The following is a 24,777-nucleotide window of genomic DNA, read 5'->3' as shown; positions in this document are numbered from 1 at the left end:
CTCTAAAACGAAACAAACAAAAACGGCCTCTCAAAGCAAGTGCCATGAAAGGCCGTTATCTCTTCAAGAAAACCATCCTGAAGATGACGACATAACCCGTAATTATGCCGCAAAAACAAAACAATTTCAGCTTAAATTTCCATCAAACTTTCTTCTTTGACTTTAAGCATTTGATCTACCTCAGAAACATGCGTATCAGTCACTTTCTGAATACGATCTTCTGCCTGACGTAATTCATCATCGGTAATGTCTTTATCTTTGTTCAAACCCTTAAAATCGGCATTCGCATCACGACGAATATTCCGAATAGCCACTTTGGTTTGCTCAGCTTCAGATCGTGCTAATTTAATAAATTCTTTACGACGTTCTTCAGTCAAAGGCGGCATGGGAATCCGCATTAGATTACCGTTTGTCACTGGGTTTACCCCCAAGTCAGACGTCATAATCGCCTTTTCAACAACGGACACCATTGAGTGCTCCCATGGCTGAACCGTTAAAGTACGAGCATCCTCAACATTGACATTGGCCACCTGACTAATCGGAACATCCGAACCGTAATAATCAACTTTAATGGAATCCAAAATACTCGGGTGCGCACGTCCTGTACGAATTTTGGCAAAATTTGACTCTAAATTTTCAACCGATTTATGCATTCGGCTCGCAGCATCTTCAAATATGGCTTCTAACATTTCTTTTTTCCTTAGCTTTCAATTAATGCACTAACGTGCCTTCATCTTCACCTTGAACAATCCGGATAACCGCGTCTTTTTTAAACATATCAAAAACTCGGATCGGCATTTGATGGTCTCGACACAACACAAACGCCGTCATATCCATCACCTGTAGATTCTTCTGAATAACATCATCATAACTCAACTCAACCAAGCGGGTGGCATTAGCATCTCTTGAAGGATCAGCCGTATAAATACCATCCACCTTCGTGGCCTTTAAAACGATATCCGCATCAATTTCAATCCCTCTCAGGGCTGCTGCAGTATCCGTTGTAAAAAAAGGACTGCCTGTACCCGCAGCAAAAATGGCAATCTGACCAGTCGCCAACCCTTTTTTAACATGATTAGCATTAAACCCATGTGAGACACCTTCTATCGACATCGCCGAATAGATAACCGCAGATAAGCCAATATCTTCAATCACATCGCGCAAGGCTAAGGCATTAATCACTGTTGCCATCATTCCCATATGATCGCCCGTCGTACGCTGAATACCGGCACCTTGAATCTGGGCCCCTCTAAAGATATTGCCACCGCCCACAACCAATCCGACTTCAACCCCTAAATCATGCAACGCCTTGACTTCAAAAACTACTTTTCGTAATGTTGCGGCATCAAGACCAAAATCTCCTGGCCCCATTAAAGCTTCACCACTAAACTTCAGTAACACTCGACGATATTTTAATGCCATTTTGACCACCTTCTATAATCGATCATTCAATTTAAAGAGAACCATACCATCAAATTGAATAAAACCCAGCTGTTATTCACTTTTTAGTTAAAAAAAAGCCACGATAGGTTTTCTATCATGGCTTCTTTTCGATTTGATCAAGACCGTTCACCTAAGAACGCACTTGAAAACAAAACGCTTAACCTTTAACGGCTGCTGCCGCTGCCGCGACTTCATCAGCAAAGTTAGTTTCTTCAATCTCAATACCTTCTCCGACTTCTAGTCTTACAAAGCTATTAACTGAAGCATCTGACGCTTTTAACAGTTTTTCTACCGTTTGATCTGGGTCCTTAACAAAAGCCTGTCCAAGCAACGTAATTTCTTGAAGATACTTACGCATACGGCCTTCAATCATTTTTTCAATGATTTCAGCTGGCTTACCAGAATCCTGGGCTTGCTCAATCTGGAACTTACGCTCTTTTTCAACCATTTCTTGATCAACATCATCAGCAGAAACAGCAGAAGGCTTAGCAGCGGCAACATGCATCGCGACATCACGAATTAGCGCATCATCACCACCTTCCATCGCAACGACAACACCAATTTTTTCACCATGCTGATATTGACCGATTTGACCTGAAGTCTCAACCAATTCTGCACGACGGATAGTCATATTTTCACCGATCTTACCAACCATTTCACGACGTCTTTCATCAATCGTTTGACCACTGGCCATTTTCTCATTCAAAATTGCTTCAACATCAACACAGTTAGTGTTTAGAACAATTTGAGCCACTTCGTCAGCAAACGTCTTAAATTCATCCCCTTTGGCAACGAAATCTGTTTCACAATTCACTTCAACGATAGCGGCTTTTTTCTTGTCATCAGCAATAGCGATTGCAACAACGCCTTCAGCAGCCGTTCTGCCTGCTTTCTTATCAGCGCCAGCCATCCCTTTTTTGCGAAGAAATTCAACTGCATCGTCCATATTGCCATCGGTTTCACCGAGTGCTTTTTTACAATCCATCATCCCTGCGCCTGTCATTTCGCGCAATTGTTTTACCATTGATGCTGTAACTGCCATATTCAAACCTCAAATATTAATACTAATCAAAATTGAAAAGCCCAGCGTTCAAACCTCACAATGCTCTGCTGTGAAGTAAAAACAACCAGGCCTGGGTGTTTTATACCTTAAAACGGAAAAGTTTAAGCTTCTGCTTTTTCTTCCACAAACTCATCACTGTCAGCAGCGGTGGTAATAGACCCTTTACCTTCATTGACCGCATCTGCAGCAGCCGCTAGGTAAAGTGAAACTGCACGAACAGCATCATCATTTCCAGGAATAACATAATCAATCCCGCTTGGATCATTATTGGTATCAACAACACCAACTACCGGAATACCTAGGTTTTTTGCTTCCTGAATAGCAATTTTTTCATTACCCGTATCAATAATGAAAATCGCATCTGGCATAGCACGCATATCCTTGATCCCACCCAAAGAAAGCTCTAGCTTCGCTTTTTGACGCGAACGCATTAACGCTTCTTTTTTGGTAATCTTTTCAAAGGTTCCATCTTGTTCTTGAACCTCTAAATCTTTCAAATTCTTAATAGACTGTTTGATGGTTTTGAAGTTAGTCAACATACCACCTAACCAACGATGGTTAACATAAGGCATACCACAACGAGTCGCTTCTTGTGCAACCAAATCGCTTGCAGCACGCTTAGTACCAACAAATAACACAGTCCCTTTTTTAGCAGCAATGCCGCCGATAAAGTTCAAAGCATCATTAAATAATGGTAGGGATTTTTCTAAGTTAACGATATGAATCTTATTACGTTCACCAAAAATATACTGTGACATTTTTGGGTTCCAGTAGCGCTTCTGATGTCCAAAGTGAACACCGGCTTCTAGCATTTGGCGCATAGTAACTTTTGCCATGATTTTCTCCATTTATTGGGTTAAGCCTCCACTTACCCAACAAGCGAACCACGCTTTATTTTGTGGCACCCCGCTTGTTGTCTCGGCAAGTGTGTGGTTTTCTGTTAAAATAGCCTTCATTTAAAAGGCGGCGCATTTATATCATAAACACGCCTTCCAAGCAACTTTATTTTCCTAAAATCCATGCATTTAGGACAATCAACTTATATGGACACCAATAGCTATGACAATTAAAATCAAAACATCCCAAGAACTTGAAAAACTTAGAATTGCAGGCAAACTCGCTGCTGATGTCTTGGTGATGATTGAACCTTATGTCAAGCCTGGCGTGACCACGGGAGAGCTCAATGCCATTATGGCAAAATACATGACTGAACAGCAACACGTTACGGCTGCAACGCTCGATTATCATGGGTTTCCAGCAGAAAGCTGCATTTCGGTAAATGATGTGGTTTGTCATGGAATCCCCGACTTTGACAAAAAACTCAAGAATGGAGACATTGTTAATATTGACGTCACTGTCATAAAAGATGGCTACCATGGCGACAACAGCATGATGTACGAAGTCGGAAAAGTAAAACCCTTCGCACATAAACTCTGTCAGGTTGCTCACGAATGTCTTTGGCTTGGCATTGAAGCCGTTAAGCCCAAAGCAACTCTATTCGATATTGCTGAAGCCATTGAAAACCATGCTCACAAAAACCATTTTTCAGTGGTGAGAGAATATTGTGGTCATGGCATCGGTGCCGACTTTCACGAAGCACCACAAGTCATGCACTACACATCACCGGAACTTAAGCAAACCGTACTCCAAGAAGGCATGGTGTTTACTATTGAACCGATGATTAACCAAGGCAGCCATCACGTTAAAACCTTGGGGCCCAATAAAAAGCACCCTAACAACACCATTTTCCCAGTTAAAACGGTAGACCGTAAACTCTCTGCACAATGGGAGCACACCATTGCTGTGACCAAAACGGGCTATGAAGTCCTGACATTAAGACCTAATGAAACCCCTGTCCTTCCATAATTGAGCCATCTATGACCGCTACTGACACTGCAAACCAAACTGCCGACACACCAAATAATTTCGTCTATCACCTAGATCAAGGAAATCAGTCTGCTTCGCTTATCAGTGGTAGAAAACTGCTTACCGACTTTAATGAACAACAGTTTATTAAGTTTGATCAAGGGGAAGCGGTTTCAACCCTATTAACGGAAAGAACCTCTTTCATCGACCAACTGCTAAAGAAAATCTGGTTTCATTTTTTTAGCAAAAACGATTCGGAAAAACTTTCACTGATTGCCATTGGTGGCTATGGTCGTGGCGAGTTGCAACCTTATTCTGACATTGATCTATTGATACTCAGTGAGCAAGCAGAAAACTATCAAAGCAAAATTTCGGATTTTATTACCTATCTTTGGGATATGGGGTTTGAAGTCGGTCACGCTGTTCGCACCTTAGAACAATGTATTCAAGATGGAAAATCCGATATTACCACGGCTACCAGTTTACTAGAATCTCGTTGGCTAACCGGCTGTTTTGATTCATTTTTATCGCTACAAAACGTCTTTAATTTAAAGTCATTTTGGCCCAGTCATGCGTTTTTTACTGCCAAGCTAGAAGAACAAAAGGCACGACATAAGCGTTATCACAACACCTTACACCAACTCGAACCTAATATTAAAGAAAGCCCGGGTGGGCTCAGAGATATTCAAACCATTTTATGGGTTGCCAAACGGCACTTCGGAGCGGATACGCTTCAAGAATTATTGCAGCACAATTTTATTTCTTTAAAAGAGTTCAAAGAAATTCAATCAGCCTATCACTACCTCAATCGAATCCGGTTTGCTCTGCATCGTCTAAAAAAACGGAATGAAAACCGCCTACTGTTTGACCATCAACAACAGCTAGCCACGCCGGTTTACACTGACGATGAAACAGAAGTTGATATGGTTAAATCGGTTGAAGCCTATATGAAACCCTATTATCAAAAAGTTCATATTATTGCACGCTTAAACGAGATTCTACTTCAACACTTTAGAGAAGATATCTATCACTTTGAAGAAGACCATATTCAGCAAATCAACCCGAGATTTCGCTTGGTAAACCAATATTTGGATGTCATTAAGGAAAACCTGTTTGTTAAGAACCCAACGGCGCTGTTAGAGGTTTTTATTATCATCGAAAACTATGACCAGATGATCGAAGGTATTCGCTCGCGCACCATTCGGTTGATTCGTGACAACCTACACCTGATTGACGACCAATTTCGTTCAGACCCCATCAATAAAGCCTTATTTATTGAACTATTCCGACAACGAAAAGGCGTCAATGCGGCGCTAAAACGAATGTACGCCTATGGCATCTTAGGAGCTTACCTGCCCGCCTTTCAAAAAATTACCGGCTTGATGCAGTTTAATATCTTCCATGCCTATACCGTGGATGAGCACACCATGCTAGTCATCCGTAACCTAAGGCGATTCTTTATCAAAAAATTTGCTTATGAATTTCCGACGGCACACCAAGTTTCTCAACAATTGTGCAAACCCGAAATCTTATTATTGGCGGGGTTATTTCATGATATCGCCAAAGGTCGAAATGGCGCACATGAAAAATTGGGGGCCGTTGATGCTAAGGAATTTGCTCATAAACATAACCTAAACAAAAATGACTCAGAGTTGTTAAGTTGGCTGGTACTTCGTCACCTTGATTTTTCCTATGTCGCACAAAAGAAAGACCTTTCTGACCCACAAGTCATTCAACAGTTCGCCAAAAAAGTGGGATCACAAGCGCGCTTAGATCATTTATATCTATTAACACTGGCAGATGTTCGCTCGACCTCAGAAGAAGTCTGGAATGACTGGAAAAACCAACTGTTTTTACAACTATACAACAACACTAGCAAAGCGCTGGATGCCACTTCCAACCAGCCAAAAGACCGAATCAAACAAGCCATTTACAATAAAGAGAAAGCCAGCGAGCAACTCAAAAAACGCGGCCTATCCCCCAGCGAATTTCAATCCTTTTGGCATGCTTTTGAAAAAACGGACTTTTTTAATCGTCAAAGTGTCGCTGAAATTGCACGCATTACTCGTGGACTCTACGACAAAAACCATGATGCCATTAATATTCAGGTACAACCCACCACATCTCGGGGTGCGACTGAAATCATCATCTTTATGCATGACCGAGATTATCTCTTTGCTCAATTCTCTCAGATCTTAGACAAGCTCAACTTAAATATTGTTGAAGCTAAAATTTATTCAGGAGAAGATGACATGACGCTGGTCATTATCTATTGCCTGGACGCTGACAGTAAAAGTATTACGGATGAGAGCGTATTGAACGACATTGAAGAAACCTTAAAGTATCAACTCTACCTAACAGAAGATTTCTTACCATCCAGCCAACCGGAACCACGACGAATCCGGTGTTTTGAAACCCCCACTGAGATTAGTTTTGATACGCTGACCGACCAACTGATTGAATTAACGATTCACACCAAAGACATTCCGGGATTGCTTGCCAAAATCGGCATGGCATTCCGACAATGCCAAATTCGGGTTTATGATGCAAAAATTAATACGGTTGGAGAAAAGGCTGAAGATACGTTTATTATTAGCTCGACCAATGAAGACAGTCTACATCTACGACACAAACAAATGGAGTTGCAAGATGCCCTGTTAGAGGCCATCGAGTTTTAAGAAAGGGTTGTCGGCTCGAATAATTCAAATGCGTTTTGGTCAGGGTCGCGAATAAACAATGCTCGTCGACCAGAACGACTTTTGGTATAGGGAACACCTGTCGCATTTAACGTCTGTTCAAAGCCATCAATTGAATCTACCCGCAGGGCAAAATGAACATCTCGCCCACCATGTTCTGGGCGCTGTGCAGCCAAGCAAGGGTTAGGTAATTGCATTAAATGGAGACTTTGGCCACTTAATAAATCTAGCCAATATCCTGGAAAGCCGAGTGCAGGCCTGTCCAATAAAGACAATCCCAACAACGATTGATAAAACGCTAAGGCTCGATCTGCATCCTTAACGATAATACTGACATGATCAAAACCAATGACTTTAGCCACATTGTGTCCTCAATTTCCAATGAAAAAGTACAAATGGCTCAGATATAAAACTGAGCCAACATCATTCGAATAAGTTACGAGAGACAGCCTAATCGTTGCTATGGAGCGTGCTATTCAAACCGCTCCATAAGGTTCCGTCTGTCATAATCGCTTGCACCTGACCCGTTTGACTGTGGCGTCTGAATAACAATTTAGACTGACCTGATAACTCACGTGCTGATACGATTGAGCCGTCTGGCATTTTAACTTTAGTGCCCGCTGTGATATACAAACCAGACTCAACAATACAGTCATCCCCTAAAGAAATGCCCAAACCTGCATTGGCACCCAATAAGTTTCTTTGCCCCATTGAAATCACTTGCTTACCGCCACCCGACAAGGTTCCCATAATAGAAGCGCCGCCGCCAATATCAGAGTTCTCGCCAATCACAACTCCAGCACTGATCCGGCCTTCAACCATCGAGTTCCCCAAAGTACCGGCATTGAAGTTACAGAAGCCTTCATGCATGACCGTCGTCCCCGGCGCTAAATGCGCCCCTAGACGCACACGATCTGCATCTGCAATACGAACGCCTTCCGGAATCACATAATCGACCATCCGTGGGAATTTATCAATCGACGTCACGGTTAACGTATGGGGTTCATCCGTGATGGCTTCACGCAAAGTCTCAACTTCTGATGGTAAGACAGGGCCAGCACTGGTCCAAGCAACATTCGCCAACAACCCAAACACCCCATCCAAATTAATCGTATGCGGTTTATAAGCACATTCTGATAATAAATGAAGACGTAGGTAGGCTTCTTCTGCCGTTGTCGGCGCCTCATCAACCGAAGTGATTTCAACCGTGACAAAATCCCCTTTAATCACGCCAGCTTTCAAGGCCAAACAATTACGGGCGACTTCCTTGTTAGAACGTGGAAACCATACATCTAAGGTTGCCCCCGTCTTAGCATCACTATAACGGTGACCAATTCGCTTGATAGTCATATTCTTCTTCTCTTGATTAAGGTATTTAAAAATAAAGCGAAGATTATACAATACATCGACCCGCTAATACAGACTCAGCCACTGAAGCGAAAGAATACCCTTTTCACCAATCGTTGCGTTGAATTAGGCGCTTTCTCCATTTTCACATCAATTTAAAGCAAAAAATGTTTTAAAATGGTGTTTTAGCAACTTCTTAAATTTATATATTCTCGCTAGGATCAACATGATTTTATATGGCATACCCAACTGTGATACGGTTCGCAAAGCACGAAAATGGCTCGAATCCAATCAGGTTGACTTTCAGTTTCAAGATTTTCGTAAAAACCCGTTAACCATCGACACTATCCAAGCCTGGTTAAAACATCACCCCATGAGAGTGATTGTCAATAAGCGCAGTAGCGGCTGGAAACAACTGACTGAAACGCAACAGACTGACTTAATGAATGCCCAACAGCTCACATTGTTGATTGAAATGCCAACACTGATTAAGCGCCCTGTTTTACAAACAGAGCAGCAAGTTTTGTTTGGCTTTAACGTCAAAGACTATGAGAAACTGCTCTAGCGGAAAAATCCACAATAGACAATATTGTTTGTTAAATTAAAGACCTATAAAAAGTGCGACCCCTAAATGACTGAAACCATTCAATTAGCCCAATCCTTAATTCAAATCGAATCCGTCACCCCAAACGACAACGGATGCCAAGACCTCATCTCAGAATACCTAACCCCCCTCGGGTTCACGATTGAGTCCATGCCATTTGGCGAAGTGACCAACCTATGGGCTAGACGCGGCCAATCAGGTCCCTTGTTTGTGTTTGCAGGCCATACCGATGTCGTACCCACAGGCCCCGCCAATCAATGGACCCACCCGCCTTTTTCAGCAACCATTGATAACGAAGGCATGTTATATGGACGCGGATCTGCCGATATGAAAAGCAGTATCGCTTGTTTTATGGTTGCAGTGAAACAGTTCATTGAACAATACCCAGATGCGCCTGGATCAATTGGCTTTTTAATTACCAGTGATGAAGAAGGTCCTGCGGTTAATGGGACGGTCAAAGTCATTGAAACCCTGGAAGCGCGCCAAGAAAAAATTGATTATTGCTTGGTCGGTGAACCATCAAGCAGCCAAACGCTGGCCGACTCGATAAAAAATGGTCGACGTGGTTCTTTAAATGGCACCTTAGTAATTCATGGAAAACAAGGTCATATTGCCTATCCAGAACTGGCACGAAACCCTGTTCATGAGGTTGCCCAAGCGCTAGGCGCCTTAACGGAAAAAGTTTGGGATCAAGGCAATGACGATTTCCCGCCTACGTCTTTTCAAATATCCAATATTCATGCCGGAACGGGTGCGACCAATGTCATTCCCGGACACTGTGAAATAGTGTTTAACTTCCGTTTTTCAACGGAACAAACGCCTGACATGCTCAAGCAAGCAGTTCATCAAATCTTAGATGACTATCAGCTTGATTATAAAATCGACTGGAATCTATCAGGCTTACCTTTTAGTACCCCTGCTGATGGCAAATTAATACAGGCCGTCTTACAAGCGATCTCCACGGTCATCGGAACTCCGCCTGTCTTATCTACTGGTGGCGGTACTTCAGATGGTCGTTTTATTGCCCCAACCGGTGCACAAGTCATTGAATTAGGACCACTCAATGCAACCATTCACCAGATTGACGAAAGGGTCAGTTGTGCAGATTTAGACACGCTGACCAAAATCTATTTTGAAACCCTTGTCCAGTTACTGGTTGGATAAATGTCGATGACCGTATTATTAGAACTACTCATATTGTTTGTATTTTTAGCTCTGGTTTGGCCTGTTATAAAAAAAGAAAACTGGAAAGAGAAGTTTATCGACAATCGGCATGCGCGCTCCATTTTGATTGTTTTTATCCTGATTTTGCTGTTTGTGATGGCAATTTCTGTATTTTTTGATACTTTTTATCCGCTTGAACGGCTAAAATAAATTTCATTCCCACACCTTAAAAGGAAAACGCTATGGCTAAAAACCTCATTGCAGAGTCTGTATTAGGAACCGACCTCACGCCTGAAGACTGTGACACCCTTTGCCAGATTGTCGAGAAAAAAGAACTCAGCAAAGGCGAAGTCTTATTTGAGCCCGATACCGTTGATGGCAATCTTTATATATTGGTTGATGGCAAATTAGAAATTTTGAAAGTGGCGGGTCCCAATAAAACCATACATATTAACACCATTAAAAAAGGTGCTCTAATTGGAGAATTGAGTTTTGTGGATGGCATTGCCCATACTATGCGTTTACAAGCTGCGAATGATGCCACGGTTTTGGTTTTACACCATGATGATTTTGAAACTCTCGGCACCCAGAATCCGGCATTAATGTTTAATGTCATGAAATCCATTCTACGGTTTTCACATCAGCTACAACGCAAAATGCTTTATGAAAACCTAGAAATGATGCGCATGATTCAAAACCAAGGTAAAACCCAATAACTAACAGCGCTTATCCTTAGCTCAACCTAAGGGACGTATCCATTTGAATACGTCCCTTATCCTACCTTTTTTCAAATAAAAACAACCAGGCCTGGACACTTTAGCCGCTACAGAAGGCTATTCACGAAAACGATAAAGACTAAGATCGGCGCAATCCATTTAATAATGACTTGGTAGCTATCAGACCAATTACCAGGCATACCCGTTTCTTGATCACGCTGTGATTGTGTCCATACCCAGCCCACAAAAATCGCCGTAAATAACCCGCCCAACGGTAACATCATATTCGAGGTTAAGAAATCGATACTGTCGAAGAAGGTTTTATCGGAAAAAAAGGTTTTATCCTGCCACACATTAAACGACAACACACTGCCCAACCCAATAAACCAGGTAAATCCACCCAGTGTCCATGCGGCTTTACGACGAGAATAATTCCAGTTTTGTTCTAACCAACTAATCGCCGGTTCAATCATCGAAATCGACGAACTGATAGCCGCAAACACCACCATACCAAAGAACAAGGTCCCAAAAAACCAACCGCCCATCATCTGGCCAAAAGCAATTGGTAAGGTTTCAAATAACAACCCTGGCCCAGATCCAGCTGCCAAGCCATTACCAAACACAATCGAAAAAATAACCAGGCCTGCAATTAATGCAATCACCGTGTCCGCCACCGCAATCCAAATACTGGCTTTAACAATGGAATAATCTTTCGGCAAATAAGAGCCATACACCATCATGGTGCCGAACCCTAAACTTAAGGTAAAGAACGCATGTCCCAATGCAATCAATACAGAATTAGCCGATAACTTACTGAAATCTGGGCGAAACAAAAACTCAAAGCTTTCTGCAAAAGCACCAGTTGACGCTGCATACCCCAATAAAATCAATAAAATGACCAATAAACCTGGCATCATAATATTGATGGCGCGTTCAATCCCGCTGCGCACCCCTTGAATCACAATCCAAACCGTTAACAGCATCACTACCGTATGCCAAAACAACAATTGCCAAGCGCTACCAATAAAACTCGAAAAGTGGTCTTGAGCCGCTTGGGCATCCATATCAATAAAACCACCGAATAAACTGTCAAAAAAATATGCCAATGCCCAGCCCGCAATCACCGCGTAAAATGACAGAATCAACAAGCCGCCCAATAAACCATTAAACCCTAACCAAACCCATAAGCGATTAGCGCCGGTTTTTTTAACCAAATTAGCCATCGCTTGTGGCGGATTGGCTTCTCCAGCCCGTCCTAAGGTAATTTCCGCAATTAAAACAGGCAACCCAACCAACACAATACACAAGAGATACACCAATACAAAAGCTCCCCCCCCATTTTCACCGGTAATATAGGGAAACTTCCAGAGGTTCCCCAATCCGACAGCAGACCCAATTGCCGCCATAATAAAAACGGTTTGAGAGGTCCAAAGAGTGGGAGAAAGTTTTAACTGTGACATGGTTTTATCCTTTATAATACGGGCAATTACTGTCAAAAATTATAACAGATATGCATATCTACGCTAATTATTCCCTAAAAAATAGAAATACCTTCCACATTGATGTTCAGACACGGTATTTGGTCGAAATTAATAAGCAGTCTGATATTCCCACACTGCGATCCGACATGAAGCTCTCAACCCTGCCGTGGGTAATTATCGGTGGTGGCAGTAATATCTTATTAATGAACGACTTAGAAAAAGTTGTTATCACCTGTGCCTATAAAAAAATCAAGGTGATGAAAGAAGATGACGATAATATCTGGATTTCAGCTGGTGCCGGCATGCCTTGGCATGAATTTGTGCAATATACGGTTGAAAATGGTTACTGGGGATTGGAAAACTTAGCACTCATTCCTGGCACAGTCGGTGGTGCGCCAGTACAGAATGTTGGCGCTTATGGTTCAGAAGCGCAAGACACGATTACTCGCGTTCAAGCATTAAACCTATTTACCGGTGAAAGAGAAGAATACCGACATTCAGAATGTCAATTTGGCTACCGCTCCAGCATTTTTAAAAAGAAGTTCGAAAACAAACTCTTGGTTCACCGAGTAACCTTTCGATTACGCAAGCATCATGCTGGTCACCCCAACCTGATGTATGAGCCATTAAAAGAAGCCATTCACAAGCATTACCCAGATTTATCTGAGCTCACCTCCAAAATGGTATTTGATGCGGTCATTAAAATTCGAGAAGAACGAGTTCCAAACCCACGCATTTATGGTAATGCCGGTAGTTTTTTTACCAATCCCGTAATTTCAGAAACTTATTTCCAGAAACTGTTTGCTGAGCACCCCGATATTCCACACCATAAAACGCTGAACAACACCTATAAAATCCCTGCAGCTTGGCTCATTGAGCAAACCCAATGGCAAAAGGGTCGCAAGTTAAGAAATGCCGCCATTTCCGAAAAACATGCATTAGTGTTAATCAATTTGGGCAATACCACGGGTGCAGAAGTGGTTGAGCTGGCAGAAGCCATCCAAGCAGAAGTCGATCAAAAGTTCGGCATCCACTTGGAAAAAGAAGTCATTGTAATGAAATAACTTTTTGGCAATATGCCTAAGAACCCATCCGTTCGGTTTGTGCAATTTGAACCGTGTCTTCCATGTAAAGTGTGCGTGTTGGGAAAGCCATCTCGGCCCCTTTATCAGCAACGATCTGCGCGATCTTCAATAGTACATCTTCTTTGACTTTATGGTAAGTCACCCAATCCGTCGTATGCGTAAAACCATAAATCAAAATATCCAAGGTTGATTGGTTATAGACATTAAAATTCACAATAAGCGTTTCTTCACTGGCCACGTCGGGATGGTCTTGCATCATCTTGCGAATCGCATCGGTAATTTCCGCCACCTTATCCACATCACAATAACGCACGCCAATCGTTTCTCGAATACGACGATGACTCATTCGAGATGGGTTTTCAATTGAAATATGTGCAAAAGTTCCATTAGGAATATAGAGTGGGCGTTTATCAAAGGTTCTAACCACTGTCATTCGCCAGCCAATCTGTTCTACCGTTCCTTCAATTTCCTGATCGGGTGAACGAATCCAATCGCCGACTGCAAAGGGTTTGTCCCAATATATCATTAAGCCGCCCAGCACATTCCCGACAATATCTTTGGCCGCAAACCCCACAGCAATCCCGCCCATTCCACCAAAGGCAATTAGACCCGTTAAATTGACCCCCAGCGAACTCAAAACCACCAGGCCTGCCACCACAAATACCGTCAACCGAAAGATTTTACCCATGGCTTCAATAGAAACCGGATCCCATTTCTGCTCAACGGTTTGCAATTGATTTAAATAGCGTTCAAATTCAGCGACCCAGCGTATTGCAAACCAGGCGACAGCAATAATGCCCAGTGTTGACTTCACCGCAGAGATATGCGGAATTAAATCTGTCAATACACTGAAATGGCTCAATAAGGTCACCAAGGCAATCACCCCACCCGATAACCAGATATAAAAAGAAATGGGTGCCGTGCTGGAAACACTAATGGTTTTCAAAAAATACTGATGACGTTTTTTAAGCAGTCGATTCACCAAATGTATCGATGACCGAAAAGTAAAGTCAATGATAAAGGTCATGACAACCAATATTGAAACAATCAACAGCCAAGTCTGCCCACCGGCCATTTCTACTAAAAAACGCCAACCATCTGGGTAGAGGTTAATTAATTCGCCTAAACTACGATTCAACACCTCTCCAAACATAGAGCTACTTTCGGTATTGGTTACAGACTGCATATTTGCCTCACTTTATTGATATCATTAAGAACTACAATTTCAAAGCCGCTTGCTGATCTTGCTCGGTAAACCTTGAAACCGCAAGTGCATAAGATTGCCAAATCGGGTTAGTTGCCAATTGTTTCATTTTAATATGGGGGTGACCATGCAGTCGAATTAACCGTGAATGGGATAAAGGCGTCGCCTGCCATTCAACCTTTGCCAGTACCTCATCGACCGATTCTGGCGCATTGCAAAGTAAAACCAAGTCACACCCTGCTTCTAACGCACTTTTCACCCGTGTCGGTGCATCCCCAAACTCCACTGCGGCATGCATCGACAAGTCATCACTGATAACCGCCCCATCAAAGTGACATTTTTGTCGCAAAACGTCACCTAACCAAGTTTTAGAAAAGCCAGCCGGTCGATCATCCACTTTCGGGTAACGAACATGTGCCGGCATCACCGCATCAACCCCTTTTTCAATCAAGGTTAAAAACGGTTGAATATCACGTTGTAACAAAGCATCCAAGCCCCGATCATCCACAGCCACTTCCAAATGGGAGTCCGCCTGAATGTAGCCATGCCCTGGAAAATGTTTGGCCACCGAAGCCATTCCCGCAGAATGCATGCCTTTCATAATCTGGGTGGCCAAACGACCTACCACTTTAGGATCAGCATCAAAAGCTCGGTCACCAATCACCCGGCTATCACCATAATCCAAATCCACAACCGGGGCAAAACTAAAATCAATGCCTGCCGCCAACAGCTCAGTTGCCATCACCCAGCCCACCTTTTCAGCCAGTTCTAACGCCTGATCTGGTTGCTGCTGATAGTAACGCCCAATCGCGCCCATTGGCGGTAAACGCGTAAATCCAGTTTTAAAACGCTGAACACGCCCACCTTCATGATCGACACCAATTAATAGTTTAGGGTGACGTATCTGATGAATTTGAGTGGTTAAATCCATTATTTGTTCAACTGACTCAAAATTACGGCTAAATAAAATCACCCCCGCCACCAACGGATCCAATAATCGCTCTTTATCAACCGAAGTTAATTGTGTGCCTGCGATATCGATCATCACGCTGCCTAACGGCATGGCTTTACCCAATAATCTATCCATCTATCTACTTCAACCCTTTCAATTAAACTAACCAGGCCTGGTGTTTTTAAAGCGACTCAACACTCAAACTTGTCTTGGACGAGAACGCACATCCAACTTGTCACGCCACTGATCGCCAAGCAGATTAACCCCCAACACAACCAACATCAATAACAAGCCCGGTGCCCAAACCAAATGCGGAGCCACCAATAAATAGCGCGTCCCTTCACGAATCATATTACCCCAGGATGCATCCGGCGGTTGTACGCCCAAGCCCAAAAAAGACAAGCCCGCTTCTGAAATCACCGCACCAGCAATGCCAAAGGTGGCTTCGACCCCTAAAGGGGCAAGAATTAAGGGTAATAGATGTCGAAACACAATCAAATAACCCGGCACCGCAAACGCTCTGGCGGCCAAAATATGTTCACGATGCCGTAAGCTTAAGGTTTGTGCCCTTGCTAACCGAGCGTAGCCAACCCAACCCACTGTTACCAATGCCAGTACCACATTTTCAATGCCTGGCCCTAAAATCGCCGCTAGTGCAATCGCTAATAATAACCCGGGAAACGCTAAAAAAACATCAATCACTTTAGTCACGATCCGATCTACCCAGCCACCATAATAGCCACTGGCAATACCAATTGACGTGCCTAAAATGCTGGAAAAAATCACCACTAAAATCGCCACCAGAAAAGAGGTCTGTGCACCCATCAATAAGCGATCAAAAATCGGCCGACCCAATTCATCATAGCCCAGCCAACTTTGTGCATCGCCCGTTGCTAACAGCTGATCAAGCTGTACCGTTAAAGCTCCCTCTCCAACAAAAAGCCCAGCAAACGCCATCAACGCCCAAGCCAAAACAATCAGGTAAGGTATTTTTTTTAAAAACTGTATAGAAAATAGCTGCGTCAAAATTCAACCCTAAGTTTGAGTACGAATACGCGGATCCAACCAAGCATAAACCAACTCGGTTAACCCATTCACAGAAATATAGGCCACACTGATAATCAAAATACAGGCTTGCACCACTGGATAATCGCGACGTTGAATGGAATCGACTAATAACTGTCCCAGCCCTGGCCAGTCAAAAACCACTTCGGTAATCACCGCACCGCCCAACAACGTTCCCAACTGTAACCCTAAAATGGTCACTACGGGTAACAATGCATTACGTAATGCATGTTTAGCGTAAACTTGGGTCGGCGGTAAACCCTTCGCCTGAGCCGTGCGAATATAATCTTCATGCAGCACTTCCAGTAAAGAGGCGCGTAACATCCTCGCCAAAATAGCGGCTAAGGCGGTTCCCAATGTCACCGACGGCAAGACCCATGAAAATGGCTGAATTGCCCCGCTCACTGGGAACCACGACAGACCAATCGCAAACACCAAAATTAACATCGGCCCCAACCAAAAATTGGGAATGGAAACCCCTAGCAACGAAACCGTCATCGACACCCCATCCGGCCATTTTCCAGCATAAAGCGCAGCCCAATAGCCCAGCGGAAATGCCAGCAACACCGCCACCAATAATGCCATAAGCGCCAATTGCAGTGTATAAGGAAAACGTTCTGCCACCAGTTCACTAACGGGTTGCTGATAAAATAACGACTGGCCTAAATCACCTTGCACAATACCGGTCAGATAGGTGAGATACTGTTGCCAAACGGGGGCATCTAACCCGAGCTGCGCCCTTAACAACGCTTCATCTGCCGGACTGGCCCAATCTCCTAACATCACCGCCACCGGATCACCCGGGACCAAGTGAATAAAGAAAAACACCAAAGAACCGACCACCCAAGAAATAAACAGCACCGACCCGAATAGCCTAATCAAAAATGCAATCATGGCAATATCTCAACCACTGTTCCGGCATCCACCCAATCAAACAGCGTCACCACATCTTGGTTACGCATCCGAATACAGCCATGTGACTTGGCTACCCCCATTGGCTCCGAATCCGGTGTGCCATGAATGTAAATGTAGCGTTGCATTGAATCAACTGTCCCTAAGCGATTAACGCCTTTTTCCAATCCCGATAACCATAAAATGCGCGTTAAAATCCAATCTCGATTGGGAAACTGCTCGGCTAAGGCATCACTATAAATTTCTTCCGTAGGACGACGACCGACAAAAACCCTGTTGATCGGTTGATGGGCGCCTATTTTGGCACGGATTTGATGACGACCCAAAGGCGTTTTGCCAGAATGCTTTTCACAACCCATTCCATTTAAACCACTGCTGATGGCAAATTCGGCCAATGGCGGTGAAGCCATGCGTTCATCGCTAAAAACCTGTAACCGTTGTTGAACAACCGAAACCTTCAAATACACTTTAGCGCTCCGCCTCTGCTAAGGCTTCAGGAGTAAAAATGGCAAAACGATATGCCTGCCAAATTTCTTCTGGCAAATCCATCTGATGGTCTTTATGCTTTTGCCGCATTCTAAAGCCAGCTTTCATTACCCCTTCAAACAAGGCATTTGCCCAACCAAATGCAATGGTCGGCTTAATCAACCCCTGTGTTTTCAACGAGTCAAAGAAACCTGCAAACTCTTTTTCCCAATTCGCAAATAATGTCGGCAACGACTCTGGACAGCCCTTCTGTTCAAAAATATCAAATAGAAAGTTAAAGTCCTCCATTAAACGATGGGTACTCTTAACCAGACTCTCCATTTGCTTTACGGGATGATCATACTGTTGTTTCGCTTCCACCAAGTTTTGAGAAATCCGCTCAACAAACTGTTCCACCAAAGCCACTAAAATCGAGTCCCGCCCACAAAAATACCGGTGCAAGGTCATACGACTCACTCCGGCTTCTTTGGCCACTGCTTTTAACGGCGCACTATAATCTTCGCGCCAAACACGCAATGCAGCTAATAAAATTTTACGACGTGTATCTTTCAAACCTTAATCCTTAGTAACTTGAGCAGCCAACAACCCATCAAAGCGCCCATCAGCATACATGGTATAGCCGGATAGATTTGAGGTTGTCACCGCATATTGATTTTCATACCACAATGGAATCACTGCCAAATCCTGCTGCAAATGAGATTGCAACTGGCGATAGATTCGTGCCTGCTCAGTCAAAGAAGCGGTTTGCTCCGCTTGCTCAATCAATTGATCGGCCGTTTGACTGCGATAACGCCCTCGGTTTGCCCCTTTAGGCGGAATGGCATCACTGGCGAAAACATACTGAAAAATATCTGGGCTTTTCACACCCACCCAAGCCAAACTATAGAGCTGGAAGCGCCCTTTTTTAATGTCATTATAAAAGGTTCCCCAATCATAGCTTTGAATCTTTAACAGAATACCGATTTGCTTGAGTTGTGACTGGTAAATGGTTGCCAATCGAATACGGGTTGGATCAGACGAGGTTTTATAACTGAGGGTAATAGAGCCATCTGATTTCACCAGGCCTGGGTGTTTTTCTGCCAGTTTTTTGACCAATGCCTTCGCTTTTTCAGGCTGATAAGACCAGCCGGATAAAGTCGCATCTCCCGCCCAATGTTCCGGCACCAGCAACCCTCCCGCTAAACGCCCCTGGCCTTGAAACAAACTATTCAAAATCGCCTGTCGATCAATACCGTAAGCCAATGCCTGACGCATTTCAAGCTGAGCCAATAGTGGATCTTCAAAATTAAAGCCGATATAACCAAAGCTGGTGCCCGGATGCCAAATCACCGTCAAGGCTGGTAAAGCATCACAATAGGCGGCTAGTTCCGGTGAAAGATCATTTTGAATCAAGTCCAATTCCTGATTGCGCAGTTTCAGCACTCTCACAGTCGCATCTTTAACGGGAACAAAATGTAATTCGGCGCCATCAGGCCGTTGTAATACCAAACGCTGCTCTGATTGAGACTGAAACACACAAGGCCCAGAGCCGATCGGTTGCTGTTGAAAAAGATGGCCCTTAGCAATTAAATCTTTGGGCAAAATCCCGATCACTAAACGCCCAACAAAAAGTGCATCGGGTTCAATCAGTTCAAAGATTAGTTGCCGTTCGTCAAGCACCGTAATCTGACGAATATTCTTTAAAGACCCTCGATGGGGCGAGCCAAAATCAGGATTTAGAATCGAACGATAGGTTTCAGCAACATCGTGTGCGGTTAGCAATTCACCATGATGAAACAAGGGGGAAGAAGTTAAAGTGAACAGGTATTTCGTGTCACTCAGCTGCTGCCAAGTGGCTAAATCAGCGACGGGTTCAAACGCCTCATTAAAATCAATTAATTGATGATAAATCAAACGATTGACCCGACTTGATAACGCATCGGTTGCCAAACGGGGGTCTAGCATTCTGGGGCGAGAGGTCACCCCCATGCGAATTTTATCAACCAGTTTTGGACTGGAGTTGACACACCCCGTAGTGGCAACACTCGCCAACAGTCCAAGTTTTAAAAACTGTCGACGCTTGATTGGATGCCAACTGGCACTTGATGCAACTGGAATTACGTCAGTCAATGCGTCCTACTTTACAGCGATTGCAATTGGCTATCGGTCGGATCCGAAAGCACTGCATCAAAATTCGATAAGCTGTCAGCGTTTAATTGACCTGCAGCGGCTTCTAGTTTCAAGCGGCTCAACACCACATTATGTAAAGACTCTGCTAAGTTGCGTCTAGCTTGGAAACGGTTGGTTCTTGCGGTTAAAACTTCAAGCAGGTTCTTTAACCCTACTTTATAGCCTTCTTCTGCTGCCTCTAAAAATGCATCGTTTGAAATAACCGCCGCACGGTTCGCTTCAACCAACTCCATGCCTCTTAAAACATTTCGTACCTGAATTCGGGCATTGATACGTGCACTTTCCTTCGCATCTCTCAAGCCCGCAGTGGCCGCTTTATAATTCGAACGAGCTTCTGCCACCCGCGCGCTGGTTCCACCGCCTGAATAAAGCGGTACAGAGGCATAAATACCCATTGAGAAATTGTTTCGGTTATCGTACTGACCTGGAAACAACGCTTTATAATCGGTGTAGGATAAATTTGAATATTGTGCTTTGAAATCCACACTGACCCAATGACCAGCCTTTTGCGCTTCAATTTCCTTGGCCGCAATATTAGCCATCTCTGCAACCTGTTGCACCTGTAGATTATGGTCTAATGCTAATTGTTCCCACTCCGTCATACTTAAAGACTGCTTGGGTAAATTGACATTTAAGCGAATCATTTTCAACGAATCCACTGAACGCCCTGTCAATTTCACCATTTCTTCATAGGCTACATCTAAATTGTTTTGCGCTAGAATCAGTTGAGATTTTGAAAGGTCATAGGTCGATTTGGCTTGTAATACATCGGTCTTACTCGCTAAGCCCACTTCTGCTGATGCATTCGCTCTTTCCCACTGGGTTTTATCGGCTTCAGTTTTGGCTTGAGCTAACCCCATATCTTCTTGTGCGAGTAGCACCTTAAAATAGGCATCAGCCACCCGTACAATCATATCCTGCTCAGCCAGTTTCAAATCGTATTGGGCCTTTTTCAACTGAAAATCTGCCTGGTCATAACGCGTCCAAGTATCGCGTCGATACAAAGACTGGGTTAATTCAATGGCCAAGGTTTGAGACGTCACTGCCGCTGTTGACACGCTACTGTCATTTTGAACGTAATTGGCACTGGCATTGATTTGGGGCAAGAGAAAAGAACGTGCCGTCGCCTTGGCATGCTGACTGGCTTCATAGGTTGCACGCGCCTGCGCCAATTTAGCATCATGTGCGGCTGCCATTTCAAAAATATCCGTTAACCCTGGCGCAGCCCAAGCTGTTGGGGTCATCAATGCCATTGCCACCGCCAAAGGAGATAGCTTGAGCCGAATACGACGGGTTAACGCGCTAAACGCTAAGGGGTTAAATTTCTTTTTCATCAGGACTCCATTGGCAATAAGGGGTTTGGCTAAGGCTAATATTGTAATATCGAGGGATTTCCGTGACTTCATGCGTCACCCAATCAGGCAAAACCAACAATTCATCTTCTGAACCTAGTTCAACTTCTGCCACGATTAAGCCTTTATTATCGCCTAAAAACTCATCAATTTCCCAAGTATGTGACGCCAATGTAACATAATGACGAAATTTTTCAATAACAGGCCCCACACTGAGCGTGTCCAACATCTTTTTCGCATCGTCTAAATCAATCGGATATTCATATTCATCTCGACTCAAACCGATTTCCAAACTCTTAATATTGATATTAGCCTGATCGCCTTCAATACGAATCCTCACCGAGCTTTTACTACCCGCTTGATGAATATCATTTAAATACCCCTGAGCAAAGTGCACTTTTTTATGCACAAGATCACGCCACGCATTGCCTGTTATTAAAAACTTTCGTTCAATTTCTCTTGCCATAATGCTCAGTTTTCACCCATGGACACGTTTGTGATTTTATCGGTCGGATAGACATTAGTCGATAAATAGCGATCACCGCGATCACAGACAATGGTGACAATCGTTGCATTTTCAATTTCACTGGCTAGCTGCAACGCAACCGTCATGGCACCGCCTGAAGACACTCCAGCAAAAATCCCTTCTTGTGCTGCCATCGCACGCATCGTGGATTCAGCCTGTTGCTGAGACACATCAATCACCCGATCAACCCTTTTAGGATCATAAATTTTTGGCAAATAGGCTTCAGGCCAGCGGCGGATACCCGGAATCGAAGAGCCATCCTGTGGCTGAACGCCCACAATTTCAATGTCTGGATTTTGTTCTTTCAAGTACATGGACGTACCCATAATGGTTCCGGTGGTACCCATTGCACTCACAAAGTGGGTAATGCCAGCTGAAGTCGCCTGCCAAATTTCCGGCCCAGTGGTTTTATAATGCGCTAGTGGGTTATCCGGATTGGCAAACTGATCCAATACCTTACCTTCGCCTTTGTTCGCCATAGATTGCGCTAGATCTCTCGCCCCTTCCATACCGGTCTCTTTAGAAACCAATAGCAATTCAGCACCATAAGCCGCCATCGCTGCTTTGCGTTCCATCGACATATTATCGGGCATAATCAATTTCATACGATAACCCATCATCGCTGCCGCCATGGCTAAAGCAATTCCCGTATTGCCACTGGTCGCTTCAATTAAGGTATCACCGGGTTGAATTTCACCGCGATTTTGTGCCTGTAGAATCATATTCACCGCAGGCCGATCCTTAACAGACCCAGCCGGGTTATTGCCTTCTAGTTTAGCCAACACTACACTATTGGTATCAGCGTTCACTAACCGCTGTATACGAACCAAAGGGGTATTTCCGACAGTATCCATTAACGTTAAATAGCTGTTTTTCATTTTCTCTCCAAGGCTATCTTTATTGCATTGCCCAAAACAACCCTAGCGCAATCAAAGCAGGGGTTAATAACACCACAGCCACATTCAATGCCAGTAAACTCGGCGTTTGTTGAAGCTCATTATAATGGTTTTTCACGCCAACTTGTAACGGCCATGCCAGTGTCAGTGTTAAAAAGCCCAATAAACTTTCAACAGGCAACCTCCCTAACCAAATCAATACCGCCAACCCAAGATAAGAAAGCAATAGCGCCGCTCGGAATAATTCTGAACAAGATGCGGTGCCCTTTGCAATCACCCGGTTATAACGCCCCACAGAACGATCAGCCTCAACATCTGGAAATTGATTTAACAACAACAGGTTATTGACCCAAATAAACACCAATAGAGACAGACCAATAATGGTGATAGACACCACACCCGTTAACACATAATAACTGCCCACCATCATAATCGGGCCAAATGCTAATCCTGGTGCAATCAAAGAAAAGCCAGGGCTGCGGGTAATAAAGCGACTATAGGCCACAATCAAAAAAATGCCCAAGATGCCAAAATAAAAAACCGCCAAGCCGCGCAGGTGAATAAAAAACAAGCCCAAACTCAATAGCGTTCCCAAGCAGAAATAACCAAACCCGGCCACCCGTGACCAATGTTTTGGGTGTGTCTGCAAAGCGCCACTACCCCCACTAAACGGCGTCCTTTCTGTCCGGTCATCCAATCCGGAAGACGCATCCTCCGCTTCATTCAATAAATTCACACTGGCATGCGCTATAACCGCACTGATGGCAATTAACGCCATTAAATAAGGCGACCACACAAATCCATCATACGACGCCGTCATCATCACCAATAACATCAGCACCAGCGGTAACAGTAAAAATGGCGGTCGCATCGCGCGCCAGATTGTGGTTAATTGGCTTAACATTCTGCCCTACTCATTTGATAAATAGCCTTCCAATCGTCTGTGCCAACCGGGTAACCAATGGGCTTCATTTTTATCAGGCTTGGCATTTTCTACACGATTTTGTAATAACTGTTTCGCGGTCGAGACAAATTCTGGCACGGCTGTTTCAGCCGTTACCGCATCCGGCATTGCCAATAATACATTTATTAAGCCCCAGCCTTCACCTTGATAAGTTTCTTTAGAATTCAACCCTATTCCTTTGAAATTGCTGTAATCAATCAAAGCAAACACCCCTTTCTTGGATTGTAATAATACCCGTAAATGGTTTTCAAAGATTGACCGTTGTTGCTGAATTAAATGCTGCGACTTCTCGGCGAACTGTTGGCTGAGTCGTTGCACAATAAACCGTGCTTGCCAGTCGGCGGTATTGAATAACCAATCACGCAATTGTTGCATTTCGATAGAATCTTGTGCCTGCTGAAAATGAGACCGATTCGGCCAAGGCGGCTTAAATTGAGAGGAATTCTGCAAAGCCTGCAACCAAGTTGGCGGCGACTGATGTGCTGACACAAATGCAACCATCTCAGGAAAGGTTTCCACAAAAGGCGCATCAACGCCCTTTGGCATCCAAATAAAATGACCAATCCCCAAGGAAGGAAATGGCTCCTTCGCGCTCCAAAAGGTTAGATAAGCTGGGTTTTGATTGGCTTCGTTTTGAAACAGCTTTTGCGCCACCCACTGATAATCGGCATCCGACAGTGAACGCATCTGATCCGACAACGAAACCGATGCCTGAACTGGAAGCCAAGCCAACACACTCAAGCCAACCACCAAGAGTCGTTGAATCAGCCCCTGCCTAACCGTCAT

The 24,777-nt window shown here is 43.9% G+C and carries 26 protein-coding genes; 7 read left to right on the top strand and 19 right to left on the bottom strand.

Going from position 1 to position 24,777, the window contains the following annotated elements; genetic code table 11:
• Window positions 1–131 precede the first annotated feature (131 nt).
• From frr to rpsB, 4 genes are all read right to left on the bottom strand, one after another.
• Window positions 132–689, bottom strand: a complete 558-nt coding sequence (frr, locus tag CYQ88_RS09420; RefSeq protein WP_101841103.1) for a ribosome recycling factor — start codon at window positions 687–689, stop codon at window positions 132–134.
• 22 nt (window positions 690–711) lie between these two features.
• A complete protein-coding gene (gene pyrH / locus CYQ88_RS09415) occupies window positions 712–1,422 on the bottom strand; it encodes a UMP kinase (RefSeq protein ID WP_101841102.1) in 711 nt (236 codons plus the stop codon).
• 178 nt (window positions 1,423–1,600) lie between these two features.
• Entirely contained in the window at window positions 1,601–2,485 is an 885-nt protein-coding gene (gene tsf / locus CYQ88_RS09410) for a translation elongation factor Ts (RefSeq protein WP_101841101.1), read from the bottom strand.
• A 122-nt stretch (window positions 2,486–2,607) separates the two neighbouring features.
• Window positions 2,608–3,342: a 30S ribosomal protein S2 gene (rpsB, locus tag CYQ88_RS09405; protein WP_101841100.1), complete on the bottom strand. Its 735-nt coding sequence runs from the start codon at window positions 3,340–3,342 to the stop codon at window positions 2,608–2,610.
• A gap of 223 nt (window positions 3,343–3,565) precedes the next feature.
• On the opposite strand from rpsB, the gene map reads away from it, so the two are divergent.
• Together map and glnD are read left to right on the top strand one after the other, a co-directional pair.
• Window positions 3,566–4,372: a type I methionyl aminopeptidase gene (gene map, locus CYQ88_RS09400; RefSeq protein ID WP_101841099.1), complete on the top strand. Its 807-nt coding sequence runs from the start codon at window positions 3,566–3,568 to the stop codon at window positions 4,370–4,372.
• An 11-nt stretch (window positions 4,373–4,383) separates the two neighbouring features.
• Complete coding sequence (gene glnD / locus CYQ88_RS09395) at window positions 4,384–7,050, top strand: [protein-PII] uridylyltransferase (RefSeq protein ID WP_101841098.1); 2,667 nt, start codon at window positions 4,384–4,386, stop codon at window positions 7,048–7,050.
• Here the strand turns inward: glnD and CYQ88_RS09390 are convergent.
• Both CYQ88_RS09390 and CYQ88_RS09385 read right to left on the bottom strand, forming a co-directional pair.
• The gene (locus CYQ88_RS09390) at window positions 7,047–7,430 is read right to left on the bottom strand and encodes a VOC family protein (protein ID WP_101841097.1); all 384 of its coding nucleotides are present in this window, start codon (window positions 7,428–7,430) and stop codon (window positions 7,047–7,049) included. The genes glnD and CYQ88_RS09390 overlap by 4 nt on opposite strands.
• An 88-nt stretch (window positions 7,431–7,518) precedes the next feature.
• Entirely contained in the window at window positions 7,519–8,418 is a 900-nt protein-coding gene (locus CYQ88_RS09385; RefSeq protein ID WP_101841096.1) for a DapH/DapD/GlmU-related protein, read from the bottom strand.
• 223 nt (window positions 8,419–8,641) lie between these two features.
• On the opposite strand from CYQ88_RS09385, the gene CYQ88_RS09380 reads away from it, so the two are divergent.
• The 4 genes from CYQ88_RS09380 (at window position 8,642) to CYQ88_RS09365 (ending at window position 10,899) form a co-directional block, all read left to right on the top strand.
• Complete coding sequence (locus CYQ88_RS09380) at window positions 8,642–8,980, top strand: Spx/MgsR family RNA polymerase-binding regulatory protein (protein WP_101841095.1); 339 nt, start codon at window positions 8,642–8,644, stop codon at window positions 8,978–8,980.
• A 66-nt stretch (window positions 8,981–9,046) separates the two neighbouring features.
• Window positions 9,047–10,183 carry a succinyl-diaminopimelate desuccinylase gene (gene dapE / locus CYQ88_RS09375; RefSeq protein WP_101841094.1) on the top strand — a complete coding sequence of 379 codons (1,137 nt, stop codon included), beginning with the start codon at window positions 9,047–9,049 and terminating at the stop codon, window positions 10,181–10,183.
• Window positions 10,184–10,189: 6 nt separating this feature from the next.
• Window positions 10,190–10,393, top strand: a complete 204-nt coding sequence (locus CYQ88_RS09370; RefSeq protein ID WP_233188854.1) for a hypothetical protein — start codon at window positions 10,190–10,192, stop codon at window positions 10,391–10,393.
• Window positions 10,394–10,425: 32 nt separating this feature from the next.
• Complete coding sequence (locus CYQ88_RS09365) at window positions 10,426–10,899, top strand: Crp/Fnr family transcriptional regulator (protein ID WP_101841092.1); 474 nt, start codon at window positions 10,426–10,428, stop codon at window positions 10,897–10,899.
• Between the two features lie 107 nt (window positions 10,900–11,006).
• On the opposite strand, the gene CYQ88_RS09360 is transcribed toward CYQ88_RS09365, so the two are convergent.
• Entirely contained in the window at window positions 11,007–12,359 is a 1,353-nt protein-coding gene (locus CYQ88_RS09360; protein ID WP_101841091.1) for a sodium-dependent transporter, read from the bottom strand.
• A 50-nt stretch (window positions 12,360–12,409) separates the two neighbouring features.
• On the opposite strand from CYQ88_RS09360, the gene murB reads away from it, so the two are divergent.
• Window positions 12,410–13,444 (top strand): UDP-N-acetylmuramate dehydrogenase, encoded by a 1,035-nt coding sequence (murB, locus tag CYQ88_RS09355; protein ID WP_101841090.1) that lies wholly within the window; start codon window positions 12,410–12,412, stop codon window positions 13,442–13,444.
• A gap of 16 nt (window positions 13,445–13,460) precedes the next feature.
• Here murB and CYQ88_RS09350 read toward each other — a convergent pair whose 3' ends face one another.
• From CYQ88_RS09350 to CYQ88_RS09295, 12 genes are all read right to left on the bottom strand, one after another.
• Window positions 13,461–14,651, bottom strand: a complete 1,191-nt coding sequence (locus CYQ88_RS09350) for a mechanosensitive ion channel family protein (protein ID WP_233188853.1) — start codon at window positions 14,649–14,651, stop codon at window positions 13,461–13,463.
• Between the two features lie 31 nt (window positions 14,652–14,682).
• Window positions 14,683–15,756: a beta-N-acetylhexosaminidase gene (gene nagZ, locus CYQ88_RS09345; protein WP_199170186.1), complete on the bottom strand. Its 1,074-nt coding sequence runs from the start codon at window positions 15,754–15,756 to the stop codon at window positions 14,683–14,685.
• A 63-nt stretch (window positions 15,757–15,819) separates the two neighbouring features.
• Window positions 15,820–16,647 (bottom strand): ABC transporter permease, encoded by an 828-nt coding sequence (locus CYQ88_RS09340; protein ID WP_369827560.1) that lies wholly within the window; start codon window positions 16,645–16,647, stop codon window positions 15,820–15,822.
• A 9-nt stretch (window positions 16,648–16,656) separates the two neighbouring features.
• Window positions 16,657–17,580, bottom strand: a complete 924-nt coding sequence (nikB, locus tag CYQ88_RS09335; protein ID WP_101841089.1) for a nickel ABC transporter permease — start codon at window positions 17,578–17,580, stop codon at window positions 16,657–16,659.
• Window positions 17,577–18,065, bottom strand: a complete 489-nt coding sequence (locus CYQ88_RS09330) for a L,D-transpeptidase (protein ID WP_101841088.1) — start codon at window positions 18,063–18,065, stop codon at window positions 17,577–17,579. The genes nikB and CYQ88_RS09330 overlap by 4 nt, the downstream gene beginning before the upstream one ends.
• Before the next feature lies 1 nt (window position 18,066).
• Entirely contained in the window at window positions 18,067–18,636 is a 570-nt protein-coding gene (locus CYQ88_RS09325) for a TetR/AcrR family transcriptional regulator (RefSeq protein WP_101841087.1), read from the bottom strand.
• A gap of 3 nt (window positions 18,637–18,639) precedes the next feature.
• Window positions 18,640–20,193 carry an ABC transporter substrate-binding protein gene (locus tag CYQ88_RS09320; RefSeq protein ID WP_233188852.1) on the bottom strand — a complete coding sequence of 518 codons (1,554 nt, stop codon included), beginning with the start codon at window positions 20,191–20,193 and terminating at the stop codon, window positions 18,640–18,642.
• A gap of 11 nt (window positions 20,194–20,204) precedes the next feature.
• Complete coding sequence (locus CYQ88_RS09315; protein ID WP_101841086.1) at window positions 20,205–21,587, bottom strand: TolC family outer membrane protein; 1,383 nt, start codon at window positions 21,585–21,587, stop codon at window positions 20,205–20,207.
• The gene (locus CYQ88_RS09310) at window positions 21,571–22,071 is read right to left on the bottom strand and encodes a CYTH domain-containing protein (RefSeq protein ID WP_101841085.1); all 501 of its coding nucleotides are present in this window, start codon (window positions 22,069–22,071) and stop codon (window positions 21,571–21,573) included. The genes CYQ88_RS09315 and CYQ88_RS09310 overlap by 17 nt, the downstream gene beginning before the upstream one ends.
• A 5-nt stretch (window positions 22,072–22,076) precedes the next feature.
• Window positions 22,077–23,009 carry a cysteine synthase CysM gene (gene cysM / locus CYQ88_RS09305; RefSeq protein WP_101841084.1) on the bottom strand — a complete coding sequence of 311 codons (933 nt, stop codon included), beginning with the start codon at window positions 23,007–23,009 and terminating at the stop codon, window positions 22,077–22,079.
• Window positions 23,010–23,028: 19 nt separating this feature from the next.
• Complete coding sequence (locus tag CYQ88_RS09300) at window positions 23,029–23,931, bottom strand: prenyltransferase (RefSeq protein ID WP_101841083.1); 903 nt, start codon at window positions 23,929–23,931, stop codon at window positions 23,029–23,031.
• 6 nt (window positions 23,932–23,937) lie between these two features.
• Entirely contained in the window at window positions 23,938–24,777 is an 840-nt protein-coding gene (locus tag CYQ88_RS09295) for a hypothetical protein (RefSeq protein ID WP_101841082.1), read from the bottom strand.

The organism is Hydrogenovibrio sp. SC-1, from assembly GCF_002848135.1.
Taxonomy (GTDB): domain Bacteria; phylum Pseudomonadota; class Gammaproteobacteria; order Thiomicrospirales; family Thiomicrospiraceae; genus Hydrogenovibrio.
Note: the sequence above shows the minus strand (reverse complement) of the source record. Positions and strands in the feature narration are given on the sequence as shown.

Excerpts from the sequence above, each read along its gene's own strand:
- CYQ88_RS09295 (WP_101841082.1), bottom strand. The coding sequence starts at position 24,777 with ATGACGGTTAGGCAGGGGCTGATTCAACGACTCTTGGTGGTTGGCTTG.
- map (WP_101841099.1), top strand. The coding sequence starts at position 3,566 with ATGACAATTAAAATCAAAACATCCCAAGAACTTGAAAAACTTAGAATT.
- dapE (WP_101841094.1), top strand. The coding sequence starts at position 9,047 with ATGACTGAAACCATTCAATTAGCCCAATCCTTAATTCAAATCGAATCC.
- nikB (WP_101841089.1), bottom strand. The coding sequence starts at position 17,580 with ATGATTGCATTTTTGATTAGGCTATTCGGGTCGGTGCTGTTTATTTCT.
- glnD (WP_101841098.1), top strand. The coding sequence starts at position 4,384 with ATGACCGCTACTGACACTGCAAACCAAACTGCCGACACACCAAATAAT.
- cysM (WP_101841084.1), bottom strand. The coding sequence starts at position 23,009 with ATGAAAAACAGCTATTTAACGTTAATGGATACTGTCGGAAATACCCCT.
- CYQ88_RS09360 (WP_101841091.1), bottom strand. The coding sequence starts at position 12,359 with ATGTCACAGTTAAAACTTTCTCCCACTCTTTGGACCTCTCAAACCGTT.
- rpsB (WP_101841100.1), bottom strand. The coding sequence starts at position 3,342 with ATGGCAAAAGTTACTATGCGCCAAATGCTAGAAGCCGGTGTTCACTTT.
- tsf (WP_101841101.1), bottom strand. The coding sequence starts at position 2,485 with ATGGCAGTTACAGCATCAATGGTAAAACAATTGCGCGAAATGACAGGC.
- CYQ88_RS09350 (WP_233188853.1), bottom strand. The coding sequence starts at position 14,651 with ATGCAGTCTGTAACCAATACCGAAAGTAGCTCTATGTTTGGAGAGGTG.
- pyrH (WP_101841102.1), bottom strand. The coding sequence starts at position 1,422 with ATGGCATTAAAATATCGTCGAGTGTTACTGAAGTTTAGTGGTGAAGCT.
- CYQ88_RS09380 (WP_101841095.1), top strand. The coding sequence starts at position 8,642 with ATGATTTTATATGGCATACCCAACTGTGATACGGTTCGCAAAGCACGA.
- CYQ88_RS09300 (WP_101841083.1), bottom strand. The coding sequence starts at position 23,931 with ATGTTAAGCCAATTAACCACAATCTGGCGCGCGATGCGACCGCCATTT.
- CYQ88_RS09370 (WP_233188854.1), top strand. The coding sequence starts at position 10,190 with ATGACCGTATTATTAGAACTACTCATATTGTTTGTATTTTTAGCTCTG.
- CYQ88_RS09385 (WP_101841096.1), bottom strand. The coding sequence starts at position 8,418 with ATGACTATCAAGCGAATTGGTCACCGTTATAGTGATGCTAAGACGGGG.
- CYQ88_RS09365 (WP_101841092.1), top strand. The coding sequence starts at position 10,426 with ATGGCTAAAAACCTCATTGCAGAGTCTGTATTAGGAACCGACCTCACG.
- frr (WP_101841103.1), bottom strand. The coding sequence starts at position 689 with ATGTTAGAAGCCATATTTGAAGATGCTGCGAGCCGAATGCATAAATCG.
- nagZ (WP_199170186.1), bottom strand. The coding sequence starts at position 15,756 with ATGGATAGATTATTGGGTAAAGCCATGCCGTTAGGCAGCGTGATGATC.
- CYQ88_RS09310 (WP_101841085.1), bottom strand. The coding sequence starts at position 22,071 with ATGGCAAGAGAAATTGAACGAAAGTTTTTAATAACAGGCAATGCGTGG.
- CYQ88_RS09315 (WP_101841086.1), bottom strand. The coding sequence starts at position 21,587 with ATGAAAAAGAAATTTAACCCCTTAGCGTTTAGCGCGTTAACCCGTCGT.
- murB (WP_101841090.1), top strand. The coding sequence starts at position 12,410 with ATGCATATCTACGCTAATTATTCCCTAAAAAATAGAAATACCTTCCAC.